The sequence below is a fragment of the Candidatus Binatota bacterium genome (assembly GCA_012960245.1).
Classification (GTDB): domain Bacteria; phylum Desulfobacterota; class Binatia; order UBA1149; family UBA1149; genus UBA1149.
In genome coordinates this window covers 15,917-30,169 of the sequence record DUBO01000042.1, presented here as the reverse complement: position 1 = coordinate 30,169, position 14,253 = coordinate 15,917, and the positions used below count along the sequence as shown (strand labels likewise).

Here is a 14,253-nt window from a genome sequence, read left to right as displayed (position 1 = left end):
GGGTAGGTACTTCAGCTGTCTCCGAGGTCAGTCAACAGGGCCTGTGCCTGGTCCTCTGTCAGCTCGCTGCGCGCGGTTATACCGCCAGCGGGGTAGCCAACACCAACGGCCACCGGGACCGAGCGGCCCAGGGCAAACTTGAGGTACTGCACGGTCGACAGTCTGCGGTCGTCGCGTTGCCGCTCGTCTATGACCGGGCCCAGCTTTCTGCCGTCGGCGGTCTCCACGTACACGTGGTCGGGAAGATCCTGCCAGCGTGACAACAGCTCGGCACGGATTTCTGCGTCGTCGATTTCAACCAGGAGTGTGCAGCCGAGTTCACCCTCCCCGCCCAGCAGCTCATTGTAAGTCATCATCTCGTGCTCGATATCGACCTCGCGTACGATGCACTCCACCCGCATCATTTCCTGCACCTGGTAAAGCACCGTGTCGTGGTTCTCGAACAAGAAGGTGAGATACTCACCCACATGCACGCGCCTGACCTTCTTGAGCGCCATCACCCTCGTCCGTATGGGATCACGCTGCTCCTGGTAACTGACGTAGTCGATTATTTCATCACGCTCTACACGCCTCATGGGCTCTCGTCCTCCGCTTCACGCAATCGTTTTTCGAATCCGTCCTGCCTGTAGGCCCGCGCCAGCACGGTCAGCGGATGCATGGCGCGACGGCCGGCGTGTTGCTCAAACTGTATAGCGGCCAGCGGACAGTCAGTGGCCCACACTTCGCTGTCGGCCGACTGCATGCCATCGAAGGCCTTCTTGCCCACGCGGGCCGAGGCCTCGAAGCCGCGCACGGTCATCGACCAGGTGCCGTCGTGGCCGCAGCACTCCATGGTCATTGCCGGCTTTACGCCGGGAATACCCCGCAGCAGGTCACGCCCGGGAAACCCCACGGCCTGGGCGCGCAGGTGACAGGGCGCGTGGTAGGCCACCTTGTCGCCGGGGCTGCTGAGAAAATCGGTATTGAAGCGAGCTTCGTCGCGCAGGCTCCACAGGTACTCGCTCACGTCGGCTACCAGGGGCGCGAGGCGCTGTGCTCTCTCGCGATCTTCTCCCTCGAGCAATTCGGGCCACTCTCGGCGCATCATCATCGAGCAGGTAGGGTTGATGGCCAGCACCCTGGCCCCGAGCTCAACGAAGGGATCGAGCAGGTCAAGGTTTACACGGGCGTTGGCCCGCAAGGTGTCGAGGTCGCCGCTTTCCCAAGCCGGCATTCCACAGCAACGAAACCCTTGGGCGCAGACGACTTGCACGCCGTTGCGCTGCAGTACCTCGATAGCGTCTCGCCCCAGCTCGGGCGAATTGTGTTGCACAAAGCAGGTCTGGAAGAGCACGGCTTCCGGCGCGTCGGTATTGTTGCACAGGCCGTCGCGGCGGGCCCACTTCTCGAAAGTGCTGCGTGCAAAATCCGGGAGCAACTTTTCGCGGTGCACGCCAAGCACCTTTTCCATGAACAAGCGGTGAAGACGCGATCGGTTCAAGACGTTGGCCATGCCGCCGCTCGCTCTTGCCAGGGCGCCAAGGCGGTCAGGATTGGCAAGCACCCGCTCTCCGAGGCTGGCCTTTCTCCTGCGCGCGCGCTGCGCCTTCCATCGATGCACCAGGCGCGGAAAATCCAGCTTGAACTCGTGATCGTCGCGAGGCGTGTATGGACACTGGACTTCGCAGAGCTTGCACTGGAAGCAGGAGTCCATCACCTGCTCGGTGACCTCTGGCGAAACCAGCGACACATCGCCGTCGCAGGCCTCGTCGATCTCCTTGAACAGCAACGGAAAAGAATCGCAGTACTTGAAGCACATGCGACAGCCCGAACAGACGTCAAAAACCCTGTCTACCTCGCCCTTCAGCGCTTCACTGTCCCAGTAGAGCGCTTCGCTGGGATCGTAGCTCAGGCCGACCGTGGGCTGGTAGGAAATCGTTCGACCACCACTCATCGCGTTGAGCCTGCAGGCCGAATCGACCCGCCACCCCTTGGCGGCGGGCCGATTCGGCCGTGTCAGCCTACTTCGTCAAGCAGGGCCTGGAAGCGTCCGGCGTGGGACTTCTCGGCCTTGGCCAGGGTCTCGAACCAGTCGGCTATCTCGTCGAAGCCCTCTTCGCGCGCCGTCTTGGCCATGCCCGGGTACATGTCGGTGTACTCGTGGGTCTCGCCTGCCACGGCAGCGGCCAGCATGCTGGCCGTGTCGCCTATGGGAAGGTCGGTGGCCGGGTCGCCGACGGTCTTGATGTAGTCGAGGTGTCCGTGCGCGTGGCCGGTCTCACCCTCGGCAGTCTCGCGAAAGTTTCCCGCGATCACGGGGTAGCCCTCCACGTCGGCCTGCTTGGCGAAGTAGAGATACCGCCTGTTTGCCTGCGACTCACCGGCAAAAGCCGCCTTGAGGTTGTCCAGTGTTCCCGTTCCTTTCAAATCTGCCATCTTGTTGCTCTCCTTTGCTCCTTCGTTTCTAAGTTTCGTGTTTCTGGTTCTCTGGGTTCCAGCAGCTCTAAGGCGCCCGGCAATCGCCGCACAGGCCGGTTACGCGAACATCCAGGCCCTGCACCTCGAAGCCTGAATCCAGCTCGAGCGAATTACCAAGCTGGTCGAGTTCCTCGCTGAAAAAGTCACTGACGTTGCCACACGCACTGCAGAGAAGGTGATGATGGCGCTCCGTATTACCGTCCCACCGGGAGCTGCTCCCTTCGACCTTCAGCTCGGTGGCCATGCCCGCATTCACGAACGAACGCAGGTTGCGGTATACCGTCGCCAGCGAGACGTCGGGAAGCCGTTGCTTGACGGCGTCGAACAAGGCGTCAGCGTCGGGATGGTCCGATCGCTCGCGTAGCTCGCAGTAGAGGACCCGGCGCTGCACGGTTGGCGATAATTCGGCGGCCAGAAAAACTTCGGCCACATTAAGCTGAGGAGCAGCAAAACCTGTTGCTTGTTGACCTTTCATTGACTTTGCGAATGATTATTGGAGCGGGACAAGACTGTCAAGCGGGGTGGACGCGAGAACCAGGCGCCAAGCTACATTTCGCGGCGGCCTTCGAGCGCGCGGCTGACGGTCACGTTGTCGGTGTACTCCAGGTTGCCGCCCACCGGTATGCCGTGGGCGATGCGGCTCACCGTTATGCCCATCGGCTTTACCAGGCGGGCCAGGTACACGGCCGTGGCCTCGCCCTCCACCGTGGGATTGGTTGCAACCACGAGTTCAGTTACCCCGTCGCCGTCCAGCCGGACCACGAGTTCGCGAATGCGCAACTGCTCGGGGCCACGGCCATCGAGAGGCGAAATCGACCCCTGCAGCACGTGGTAAAGTCCGTCAAAACCGTGACTGCGCTCAATCGCCAGCAGGTCCGACGGCTCCTCGACCACGCAGACCAGGTCGTGCCTCCTCTCGGGGCTGCTGCATATTGAGCAGGGGTCATCCTCTGTCAGCCCGAAGCACAGGGAGCAGAAACGCGTGTCGCTCTTTACCCGCGCTATGGCGTCAGAAAGATCAGCCGCGTAGCCATTGTCGGCAGCAAGCACGAAGAAAGCCAGGCGCGAGGCGGTCTTCTCGCCTATGCCGGGCAGGCGCGCGAGCAACTTGACCAGGCGTTCGAGGGCTGGAGTATAGGCCAAGCCGCGCGCCTCAGCCCTTGAGTCCGGGAATATTGAGGCCGGGAATGTTAAGCCCGCCGGTTACTTTCTGCATCTCTTCGGCTAACGCTGCCTGCACCTTGCGCAGCGCCTCGTTCACGGCCGCCAGCACCAGGTCCTCCATCATGCGAGCGTCGCCCGAACCCGCCAGCGCGTCTTCGATCTTCAGCTCGAGCAGTTGCATGCGGCCGTTCACCGTCACCGTAACCATGCCCCCGCCGGCATCGGCAGTGGCGCGCTGTTTTTCGGCACGCTCCTGCATGCGACCCATTTCTTTCTGCAGGTTCCGCGCCTGCTTCATCATGTCGAGCATTCCGAGTTCTGCCATAGTGATCAGGTTCTCCTGGTATCGGGGGCTGACATCAATCTGACTGATCCAGCCGCGTAACTTTTTCGATGCGCCCCTGCAATATTTCCTGGGCAGCCTTGACCAACGGATCCTCGCGGGCTCGCGCCTCGGTCTCGCTGTCGCGCCCTGCTTCGAGCGTCTTGACAGAAAAGGAATCGGCAACACTCTCGTTGTTGAGGCCCAGTACTTCGAGCTCCAACTCGGCGCCGAAGTGTCCCCGGGCCAGCTCGAGGACCCGGCCCCTGAGTTCTTTTTCTTCCAACCGGCGCAGGTGGCCAGACAGCTGCGGCTTGATGCTGAGCTTGTGGGTGTCGAGCTGCAATACCTCGCAGTTGGTGAGCAACACGTAGAGATCAATGCCTGCCTTGTTCTGCACCGAGGCCAGGAAGCCTTCCCAGCGCTCGCCGTGACTGCCTTCAGCGGCTGTCGCGGCGCTCTCTAGCCCGGGCGCCGTCTGCCCTGCTGCCTCCTCCGCGACCGGCGTTCCCAGTGGGGGCGCCGCATCTACGGGGGCAGGATCTTTCGGACTGACAGCCATTGGAGTGGTGGCTTTCGACGGGGCAGCCTTCCGAGGTTCAGCTTTAGCCTTCGAGCTTTGCGGCTTAACCTGGGCTGCAGGCCGCGGGATTTCGGCCCCATCGCGCAGACTTTCGAGCAGCTCTGCGGCCATGGCCACCGGCTCGAGCGAGGCCACCTGCAGCAGGCCCATCTCCAGCACCAGCTCGGGAGATTCCGAGCCCCGCAACTGCGAGGCGGTCTTGAGCAGGCACTGGAACACGCGGTGAAGGTCGAGCGTGCTGCGCCGGTCGGCAAGGCGTTCGGCCAGCTGTCGATAGTCGTCGCCGGCTCCGCGGGGCACGGCCTCGACACCGGCCGAGGCCGCTATGGTCACGTAGCGCAGCAGCTCCATGACCCGCAGCAGCAGGTTCGAAGTATCGTAGCCGCGATCGCGGCAAAGTGCCGCCAACTCTACCATCCGGGCACAGTCAGCGTCGAGTATGCCTTCGACAACTGCGGCCACCGAGTCGCGCCCCGCTATGCCGAGAAAATCAGACACGAAGGCCGCGTCCATTTTTTCTTCACCCGACGCGACCACCTGTTCCAGCAGCGACTGGGCATCGCGCATGCTGCCGTCGGCCTCGCGGCTCAAGAGCTCAATGGCGTCAAGACCGACACCAAGTTTGTCGACCTCGGCCACGTGCACAAGATGCCCTACCATGTCGGTCATCGATATGCGCCGGAAGTCGTAGCGCTGGCAGCGCGATAATACGGTGGCCGGCATCTTCTGGATCTCGGTGGTGGCCATGATGAAGCGCACATGATCCGGCGGCTCCTCGAGTAGCTTGAGCAATGCGTTAAAAGCACCCTTGGAGAGCTGGTGTACCTCGTCGATTATGTAAACGCGGTAGCGCGAACCCGCCGGCCGGTAGGCCGACGCCTCGATGATGGCGCGAACGTCGTCCACGCTGTTATTGGATGCGCCGTCGATCTCGAGGACGTCGACCGACGCGTCGGCCAGCGCCTGGGTACATGGCGGGCACTGGTTACAGGGCTCGGCTCCCTTGCGTTCGGAACAGTTGAGAGCCCTCGCCAGCAAGCGGGCCACCGTGGTCTTACCCACGCCACGCACACCCGTGAACAGAAACGCGTGTCCCACTCGGTCGCGCTCAAGGGCCGCACCCAGGGTACGGGTAACGTGCGGCTGGCCAACGACCTCGGCAAAGGTCCTGGGCCGCCATCTTCTTGCAAGTACCTGGTAAGCCATATCCCTGTTCTCTATCGCTGAAACCGGCTGCCCCGCGTCACCCGCGGCGCGGCACCGATCCAGCCTCGAAGCAGCTATCATTGTTCGCCCCGACGGGCAACGAAAGCCCTCCCCCCCCCAGCCGCGATACCCCTTTGCGCTGCATCGACAAACAGTACAATATCGCCCACATGAATCACCCTCCACCCCATGCCGCCCCCGTCACGGCGGTTTTTACGGTTGTGCTTCCCGTACTGCTGGCCCTGCTTCTGACCGCTACCGGCGCCCAGGCCGGTATCCTCCAGCCGGGAGAAACCATCAAGGAAAGCAACGTGCACGAGGTGGCCGACTACATCACGCCGGGCGTACGCTGGTGCGTAGAACAAGGCATGACCATGGACATCGTGGCCTACAAGTACATTCCGCCGCCGGCCATCTACTCCGAGGCCACCGAGAAATACTCCAGCCAGGTCCAACTGAAGGACGATAACCTCGTTCACAACTGGGTCGCGGGTAAGCCTTTTCCGGACGTTGATCCCAACGACCCACGCGCCGCCATGAAGGTGATGTACAACTTCGAGCGCAGCATCTACTTCTCGGAATCGCTGGATCTTAACTACATGGATGCCGACACCGGCTCCCTCTACACCGACTCGAAGGGAAAGAACCACTACAACGTGGAGCGGCACTTCGTGCCCGAGTGGCTGCGGGTGATGCGCTTCGAGGGCAGGCTGGTACACGAACCCAAGCCCCTGCTGCTGCCCAACAAGGACAGCGTGTTCTACAAGGCCGGCCTTTACCCGCTCATAGAACCCTTTGACCTCAGGGGCGTCGGTGGAGTGAGTTTCAGGTACCAGGACCAGAGCCGCCACGACGACACGTGGCTCTATATCCCGTTCGCGCGGCGGGTGCGCCGCATGTCTACCGCCCAGCGCAGTGATGCCATGTTCGGCCAGGACATCGACGTGGACAGCTTCGGCGGCTACGCCGGCCAGATTCCCTGGTTCGAGTGGAGACTGCTGGGCGTCAAGCCCATGTACCTGTCGCTACACGGCGAGCGCCTACCCCCCGAACCCTGCGAGGGCGACGGCGGCATGACCTTCTGCGAAAAGTGGGAGATGCGCCCCGAGGTCTACATCATCGAGGGGATATCAAAGTCGCCGACCTACGCGTTCAGCAAGCGAGTTATCTTCCTGGACAAGGAAACCAACGTGGTCAGCGTGTCGGATCTCTACGACCAGGGCGAAGAGTTGTGGAAAACGGTCATGCTCAGTTTTCGCTCTTCGAAGCGCCCCAACCCACAGGTTGATTTCGAGTACGACGAGACACGAATGTTTGCCTACGCTTACTCGGTCATAGACACCCAGCTCATGCACGGCACGAGGGTCGCAATACCCGGGCTGGCCTTTCAGGACGAGGCGGCCTGGTACCTCGACCTCGGCCCCGACGTAGACACGGCCGCCGCCGAAGACTGGTTTTCCATTCCCGGACTGCTCTCGGCCAGCCGCTGAACCGGCTGACCGACAACCCGGCAATGGGGGGCACTCAACGCGGGGCCTCCGAAGATACTGTTAACGGAGAGGTGTCCGAGTTCGGCTTAAGGAGCACGCCTGGAACGCGTGTGTGCCGAAAGGTACCGTGGGTTCGAATCCCACCCTCTCCGCCACCCTCTATCTACGAACTTTGCTTTGTCGATCACGGCAACCCTCTAGAAACCCGTTAGTGGGAATCTTTTGCGCTATTTCCACCTGGATCAGTGTGAATGAGGTGTGCCATGGCCGTGACTGTGTCCCTTTGGCGATGGATTGATTTTCTTTTCATGCCCCTCATGAGCGGGCGGATCAGGTGCTATCGGTGCAACCGTGTCCTTATGCACGTGGGCGAGGTCATCCTTGTTGATTGAAAATTCGTGCGGGTGGCTGGTGTGCTGGTAGCCATGCAGCTGCATTAAGAGGAGTAGAAAACCAGCAAAAACGAGCCCGCTGTTGGCAGCATTGCTGAACTTTTTAAAGGATGCCATTTTGCGCCAACCAGATAGTGCGAACAGCATAACGCTGAGGGCAGCAACCTGGCCAAGTTCAACACCAAGGTTGAATGAAAGAATACGAAGCACCAACCCTTCTTCGGCCAGCGGCAGCATTTGCAGACGGGTTGATAGGCCAAAACCATGAACCAGGCCAAAGGCAAAGACCATCCACGCCAGGTTAGGTGCTTTAACACCCAGGTATTTCTTAAAACCATCCAGGTTGTCGAAGCCTTTGTACATGACCGTGAGGGCAATCACTGCGTCGACGAGAAAGTAGTTCGCCTGGATATGATAGATAGTGGCAAAAACCAGCGTGATGGAGTGACCAATAGTAAAGGCCGTTACGAACTTAACGATATCCTTGAAACGCGTAAGGAAAAAAATGACACCGAATAGAAACAACAGGTGGTCATAGCCGGTTATCATGTGGCTTGCGCCGAGCTCGAGGTATTCCCAATTACCGGCTTCCAGGGCCGTGGCTTTGTCTGCCTCTGACATACTGTGGGCAAAGGCATTACTGCCGAATAAAAAGCTCAACAAGCTGAGACAAATTGCTTTCATGGTTACTCCTGCAGATATCCAGTGATTTCTTTTTTGTTCGGGCATTCTATTCGTCGTTGCCGCGCTACCCCACACGAGGACGCCCTACCTAGATCATAGCAATGATCTAGGTAAGATGACTGTTCGCGCGCTTTGAATGTTTAATTGGGATCCGCCCGGGCTCTGCGGTGGCCGCGTCAGGCATCCTCGTTGTCGCCGTCCGCGGTTTCCACGCCCACCATGGGGCCACCGAGCATGCGGTCCCAAAGAAAATTGGGCACCGCGCGCATGAGCAAACCGAACACGCTCCAGGGCATGACCGGCACCGTCGAGGTACTGACGCCACGCTCGATGAGGTCGGCTATACGCCTGGCACCGACTTCTGCCGTGACGAGAAAAGGCCTCGACTTCACGTCCTGGTTAAGCGGCGTGTCTATATAACCCGGCAGCAGGGTCGTGACCCTCGTGCCGCGGCCTCGCAGCTCGACCCTGGCCGCCTCGCAGTACTTGAGCAGCGCGGCCTTGCTGGCCGAGTAAGCCCCCAGCCCCGGCATGCCCCTGTAGGCCGCGACCGACGACAGGGCGACGATGTGTCCACCCCCGGTCTTGTTGAATATCTCGGCCGCCGCGTCCACGGTCGCCATGGCGCCGAGCAGGTTGGTGTGTATCGTCTGCTCATCGCGCTCGAAGCCGGGGCTGCCGATCTTGTGGTTGAGGGCTATGCCCGCATTGGCCACCACCATGTCCAGCCCACCCAGTGCTCCGTCCAGATCCTGCATTACAACGCGTACCGCGCCGGTGTCGGTGACATCGAGTGAGCGGGTTTCAACACGCCGGTCGCTGCCTCCTGTCCGCGCGAGAATCTCGGCCTTGAGCTCTTCGAGCGCCGGTACCCTGCGCGCGGCCAAGCCGAGGTCCCAACCACGCCCAGCCAGCTCAAGGGCCAGCGCGCGTCCTATCCCGGAGCTCGCCCCGGTGATGAAAGCTGTTTTCGCCATAGTGGCGCCGACGATTGCCGTAACCCCCCGGTATGTCGAGTTGACCGGCCAGGCCGTGGAAGGATTACTCCCAGCTGTCGGCAACGGCCCCGGTTGTTGGCCGCACACCCCCGCCTGTAAGCAATCAGGCGCCCGCGGGTGGTTATTCAAGCACAAAAAAAACGGGCGCCCCGCAAGGGACGCCCGCCATTATTTCTCAGCAATCAGCCAGCTGCTTCAGGCAGCTCCCTTTTTCTGGAACAGGTACAGGATGACCCCCAAGGACATCAAGCCGACCAGCCCATTATCTCCGAGCGTGGCTATCAAGCCCGTAATGTTGGCCACCACGTCGCCGCCCACGAAGGGCACCGCCTGGCCAAACAGGATCTGCATAACGATGGCCAGCGCCACCAGCAACACGCCCAGTTCAGTTATTTCCTTGAGTCCTTTTTTTACTACTTCGAGCATTTTCACCTCCACTGTATCTGTTATTACTCCGATCAGGTTGGAGCCTGTCCCCCCAGTCTAGCAGCCGGTAGTGCTTCGCTTGGCGTTCCGGGGCAAACTAGATTGCCTGGCGTCTTTCGATCAATCTTTGATTTTAACGCGCTGCGCAGGCTGGCAGCCCCCTTGGAAAGCAACCCTCGGCCAATACCCCCCGACCTGCTCGATTTTGACGCGGCGCTGCATGTTGCGCACACGAACAGGCTGAAAGGGCCCGGCTCGCGCACAACCGCCTGCTTACTCGATACGACCGTCGTAGATGCCCCGGCCCGAAAAGGCACCTACGGCGCTGCTATCACTTCACTATAGTCAGGGCCCGCGTATCGGTTGCAATACTGACCCCACCGCTGAAGGCCTCTGCCGTCACGGTAGCCGAACCCTCTTTATCTGCCTGTCCGCTCCAGGCCTGGCTCGCGCTGCCACCAGGAGGAACATCTCCGACCACCGCGAGCCTGCCGGGGCTGATATTGCGGACGCGCCGGTTGGGACTGATGTTGAACCTGATTTCAGCCGAGCTGATGGTGGCCGTTCCGGTGTTGGTCAGGGTTACGGTAAACGTAGCCTGGTCTCCGCGATTTACAGCCGACGGCCCGGTGATCACCACCAAGCCCTGGACTGTGGGCGCTTCAACACATGATGCCGCCGTGAGGACGCCCGCATCGCAGCTGGTTGCGCCGCTCGGCGAAAAGCCCGCATTGCACGTGGGCTGACACGTGGCGCCACTTGGGAGCGTCGCGGTGCAATCACCCACCGCGCCGTTTGCAGGCGGTACCGAAGCATCACAAGAGGCACAAGAGGACCCATCACCGCCACAAACGCCGCATGCATCCTCTGCCGTGGTACCCCCGCAGAGTCCGGTGCAATCTGTCACAGCTGATCCGTTACAGACCCCCGCACAATCGGCTACTGCCAATCCACCACAAACCCCTGCGCAATCTACTGCTGCGGATCCGTTACAGACCCCCGCGCAATCTGCTACTGAGGTTCCGTTACACACGCCCGCGCAATCTGCTGCTGCCGACCCGTTACAGACCCCGGCACAATCTGCTACCGCGGCTCCGTTACACACCCCCGCGCAGTCCTGGACTGCGCTTCCACCACAAACCCCGACGCAATCTACTGCTGCGGATCCGTTACAGACCCCGGCGCAATCTGCTACTGAAGTTCCGTTACACACGCCCGCGCAATCTGCTGCTGCCGACCCGTTACAGACCCCGGCACAATCTGCTACCGCGGTTCCGTTACACACCCCTGCGCAGTCCTGGACTGCGCTTCCACCACAAAGTCCGGCGCAATCTACTGCTGCGGATCCGTTACAGACCCCCGCGCAATCTGCTACTGAAGTTCCGTTACAAACCCCGGCGCAATCTGTTGCTGCCGACCCGTTACAGACCCCGGCACAATCTGCTACTGAGGTTCCGTTACACACCCCTGCGCAGTCCTGGACTGCGCTTCCACCACAAAGTCCGGCGCAATCTACTGCGGCCGATCCGTTACAGACCCCGGCGCAATCTACGGCTGCCGTTCCGCCGCATACGTTGTTGCAATCTCTTGCTTCATTACCACAGCAGCCGGCGGGGTTCAGCCCAGGACCACCGCAAATTCCGCATTCATCCACCACCGTGGTTCCGCCACAAACACCGGCGCAGTCTTCCGCTGCACTTCCGCCGCACACCCCGGCGCAATCCGCTACTGCCGTTCCATTACAGACACCGGCGCAATCTGCTACTGAGGTTCCGTTACAGACACCGGCGCAATCTGCTGCTGCCGTTCCGTTACAAACCCCCGCACAATCCGCTGCTGCCGTTCCGTTACACACCCCGGCGCAATCCGCTACTGCCGTTCCGTTACAGACACCGGCGCAATCTGCTACTGAGGTTCCGTTACAAATCCCGGCGCAGTCTTCTGTCGCACTTCCACCACAAACCCCCGCACAATCTTTCACCTCGGTTCCGCTGCAAGTCCCGGGAGGAATGCTAAGACCAACGATCTCCACATCGTCGATAAAGAACAGTCCCTTATTCATATTAGAGTCGAATTCGATGCGAACATCGGAAGTCGCCGCAAACTGAGCCAGGTCGATGTCGTGGAAGTGATAAATGTTGTCAGAAGTGGCAATAGTTTCGACTGTAACGAAGGCGCCGCCGTCCACGCTCACCTTGACCCGCACGTTGTCCGAACCCTCGAACTGGTTGCCCTTACCCCAGTAAGTCAGGCGTGCTCCGCTGGCTCCCAGCAGGTTGACCGTACGTCGCAGGAAAGCTGCCGACTTACGCAAACGAACGTGCCTGGTACCCGAATGCGGGCCATTCCTGTTGTTTCTTATCCTCGCGTTACTTCTGCTCCACCCCCCTACCCAGTCACCTGTACCACCCGTAAAGTTACCCGACTCGAACCCGTCGAAGGCAAGGCCGGCCGCTACCGGCGCCGGTGCCACGGTTACAAGCACCGTATCGCTTGCCGAGTCCCCCGCATCGTCGATGACAGTCAGGTCAACGGTGTGGAAGCCGACAGCTAGCGAGACAAGTGGGGTGCCACCCGTTGCCAGCAGGACCCCCGCTTCGCGCCACTCGAAGGTGACAATAGTGCCGTCGATGTCCGAGGAGGCCGAGCCATCAAGCGCTACGGTTTCAGTACCATTGCCATCGCTGTCTGTAACGACCTGGTCCGCGCCAGCATTGGCGACCGGCGCCTGGTTGGTAGGCGGAGAAACCGTTCCGCTGCACACGCCTGCCGAACACTGGTCGCCCGTTGTGGCCGGATTGCCGTCATCGCAGAGTGTGCCGTCTGTGGACACCGGGTCGCTGCAGATCCCCGTTGCCGAATTGCAAATGCCCGCCAAGTGGCACTGGTCGCTGGCAGTGCAGGTCACGCCGGCGCAAAGGTTCGTACCCCCCGTTCCCCCGTGGAAGACGAAGACCACGCCCTCCTGGGATTCGCCGGCGGTGTAACAGCCGGCTCCCATCAGCACATCGGCTGAGCCATCGCCGTTGACATCCCCGGCGCCCGCGACGTCGAAGCAAGGGTTATTGCCGGCGTAAGCGGCGGTCGCCTGGCCCGTCTTGAGCTGAACGTAGGCATCCGCAAGGCTGCTGCCCACCAGTCCCGTTGAGCTGCCCCGGAAGACGTACGCGGTTCCTTCCCTGTCGAGGCTGCCGGGGTATTCGAGACCCCCCACGATGACGTCGTCGAAGCCGTCGCCATCGACGTCCCCGGCTCCTGACATACGCCAGCCCAGCCTCTGAACCGGGCCCAGGATCACGATGGGGTTGTCGCCCTCGATGAACGTGTCCGCATCGGCGGGACTGCTGGCGGTGATACCGGTAGCGCTGCCGTGGAAGACCAGGAACGCTCCGTGGCCGCCGCTGGTGACGCCGGTAGGATAGCCGGTATCGGAGATCATGATGTCGGAGAAGCCATCGCCGTTCACGTCCCCGATGCCCGTAACGAAGGCAGATAGAGAGATGGTCGCATCCGAGGTGATCCTGGCATCCGCGCTGCCGGGATCGGTCCCGACTATCCCCGTGGCGCTGCCGTGGAAGGCCATGATGTAGGAGCCCGCCGCGACGAGCACGTCGTCGAAGCCGTCGTTGTTGAGGTCACCCCCCGCAGCGACGTCCGCACCTACCTGATCCCCGCTGACCGCCGGCTGGCCAGGAGGATAGGAAAGGATTACGTGGTCGGCGTCATCGATGCCGGTTCCGGTGATCCCCGCCACGCTGCCCAGAAAGATCAGTGCCGCACCGCCGTTGCCTTGATAGTTGTTTGGAGGAATGGTGCACGTCGGCGGGTTCGTCTGCGTACAGGCAAAGGGGATTCCCAGGCGGGGCATGCCTAGGATGATGTCTCCGAAGCCGTCCTTGTTGACATCGCCGGCTCCCGAAACCGCGTGGCCGAGCCGCGAGTCGAGCACTGGGCCGAAGATACTGGCGTGGGCGGTGGAGGGGCCAGTGCCTACAATCCCCGTCGCGCTTCCGAGAAACACGAAGGCCGCGCCATTCACCGCCAGGGTGCCGCCCGCGATGGTGCTGTCGTAGTGATGAGCGCCCACGACGATGTCATCGTAGCCGTCACCGTTGACATCGCCAGCCCCCGCCACGCTCCAACCGAATTCGCTGGCAGCCTGGTCCCCCAGCAGCACCGCGTTGGCCGTGGAGGGGTCGGTGCCCACGATCCCGCCGGGACCGCCGAGAAAAACGAAAACGGCGCCCTCGTCAAACAGCCCGTCGACAGTGTCCCAACCGAAGGCGCCAACGACAATGTCGGAGTAACCGTCACCGTTGACGTCCCCCGCGTCGGCGACGGTCGAACCGAAGTTCGGCGGGGAGAAGTTCCCTGACCAAACGTGGTTCGACTCGATCAGCGAGTCCGGCAGCCCGGAGACGAGCAGGCTCCCCGATCCGGGAGCGACCGGCAGCACTTCGCCGCCGCCCGGGCCCGGCGCTTGTTGCGCTGAGCCGGGAGAAATTCCCAACAAAGAAACGGTTACTGAAAA

The 14,253-nt window shown here is 61.4% G+C and carries 12 protein-coding genes and 1 tRNA gene; 2 read left to right on the top strand and 11 right to left on the bottom strand.

Going from position 1 to position 14,253, the window contains the following annotated elements:
* Positions 1 to 11 precede the first annotated feature (11 nt).
* The 7 genes from EYQ35_07030 to dnaX form a co-directional block, all read right to left on the bottom strand.
* Complete coding sequence (locus EYQ35_07030; GenBank protein ID HIF63886.1) at positions 12 to 575, bottom strand: DUF3501 family protein; 564 nt, start codon at positions 573 to 575, stop codon at positions 12 to 14.
* Positions 572 to 1,933, bottom strand: a complete 1,362-nt coding sequence (locus tag EYQ35_07025) for a hypothetical protein (protein HIF63885.1) — start codon at positions 1,931 to 1,933, stop codon at positions 572 to 574. The genes EYQ35_07030 and EYQ35_07025 overlap by 4 nt, the downstream gene beginning before the upstream one ends.
* Before the next feature lie 62 nt (positions 1,934 to 1,995).
* Positions 1,996 to 2,415, bottom strand: coding sequence for a rubrerythrin (locus EYQ35_07020; GenBank protein HIF63884.1), 420 nt, complete (start codon positions 2,413 to 2,415; stop codon positions 1,996 to 1,998).
* A gap of 67 nt (positions 2,416 to 2,482) precedes the next feature.
* The gene (locus tag EYQ35_07015) at positions 2,483 to 2,932 is read right to left on the bottom strand and encodes a transcriptional repressor (protein HIF63883.1); all 450 of its coding nucleotides are present in this window, start codon (positions 2,930 to 2,932) and stop codon (positions 2,483 to 2,485) included.
* A gap of 71 nt (positions 2,933 to 3,003) precedes the next feature.
* Positions 3,004 to 3,600 carry a recombination protein RecR gene (recR, locus tag EYQ35_07010; GenBank protein ID HIF63882.1) on the bottom strand — a complete coding sequence of 199 codons (597 nt, stop codon included), beginning with the start codon at positions 3,598 to 3,600 and terminating at the stop codon, positions 3,004 to 3,006.
* 10 nt (positions 3,601 to 3,610) lie between these two features.
* Complete coding sequence (locus EYQ35_07005) at positions 3,611 to 3,946, bottom strand: YbaB/EbfC family nucleoid-associated protein (protein ID HIF63881.1); 336 nt, start codon at positions 3,944 to 3,946, stop codon at positions 3,611 to 3,613.
* Positions 3,947 to 3,980: 34 nt separating this feature from the next.
* Positions 3,981 to 5,813 (bottom strand): DNA polymerase III subunit gamma/tau, encoded by a 1,833-nt coding sequence (gene dnaX, locus EYQ35_07000; GenBank protein ID HIF63880.1) that lies wholly within the window; start codon positions 5,811 to 5,813, stop codon positions 3,981 to 3,983.
* Positions 5,814 to 5,902: 89 nt separating this feature from the next.
* Here dnaX and EYQ35_06995 point away from each other — a divergent pair, with 89 nt between their 5' ends.
* Both EYQ35_06995 and EYQ35_06990 read left to right on the top strand, forming a co-directional pair.
* A complete protein-coding gene (locus tag EYQ35_06995) occupies positions 5,903 to 7,222 on the top strand; it encodes a DUF1329 domain-containing protein (GenBank protein ID HIF63879.1) in 1,320 nt (439 codons plus the stop codon).
* 65 nt (positions 7,223 to 7,287) lie between these two features.
* Positions 7,288 to 7,377, top strand: a tRNA-Ser gene (locus EYQ35_06990).
* Positions 7,378 to 7,464: 87 nt separating this feature from the next.
* On the opposite strand, the gene EYQ35_06985 is transcribed toward EYQ35_06990, so the two are convergent.
* The 4 genes from EYQ35_06985 to EYQ35_06970 all read right to left on the bottom strand — a co-directional run bounded on the left by EYQ35_06985 (position 7,465) and on the right by EYQ35_06970 (position 14,232).
* A complete protein-coding gene (locus tag EYQ35_06985) occupies positions 7,465 to 8,298 on the bottom strand; it encodes a HupE/UreJ family protein (GenBank protein ID HIF63878.1) in 834 nt (277 codons plus the stop codon).
* 176 nt (positions 8,299 to 8,474) lie between these two features.
* A complete protein-coding gene (locus EYQ35_06980; protein ID HIF63877.1) occupies positions 8,475 to 9,275 on the bottom strand; it encodes an SDR family NAD(P)-dependent oxidoreductase in 801 nt (266 codons plus the stop codon).
* A gap of 216 nt (positions 9,276 to 9,491) precedes the next feature.
* Positions 9,492 to 9,722, bottom strand: a complete 231-nt coding sequence (locus tag EYQ35_06975; GenBank protein ID HIF63876.1) for a hypothetical protein — start codon at positions 9,720 to 9,722, stop codon at positions 9,492 to 9,494.
* Positions 9,723 to 10,053: 331 nt separating this feature from the next.
* Positions 10,054 to 14,232: a hypothetical protein gene (locus tag EYQ35_06970; GenBank protein HIF63875.1), complete on the bottom strand. Its 4,179-nt coding sequence runs from the start codon at positions 14,230 to 14,232 to the stop codon at positions 10,054 to 10,056.
* Positions 14,233 to 14,253: the final 21 nt, after the last annotated feature.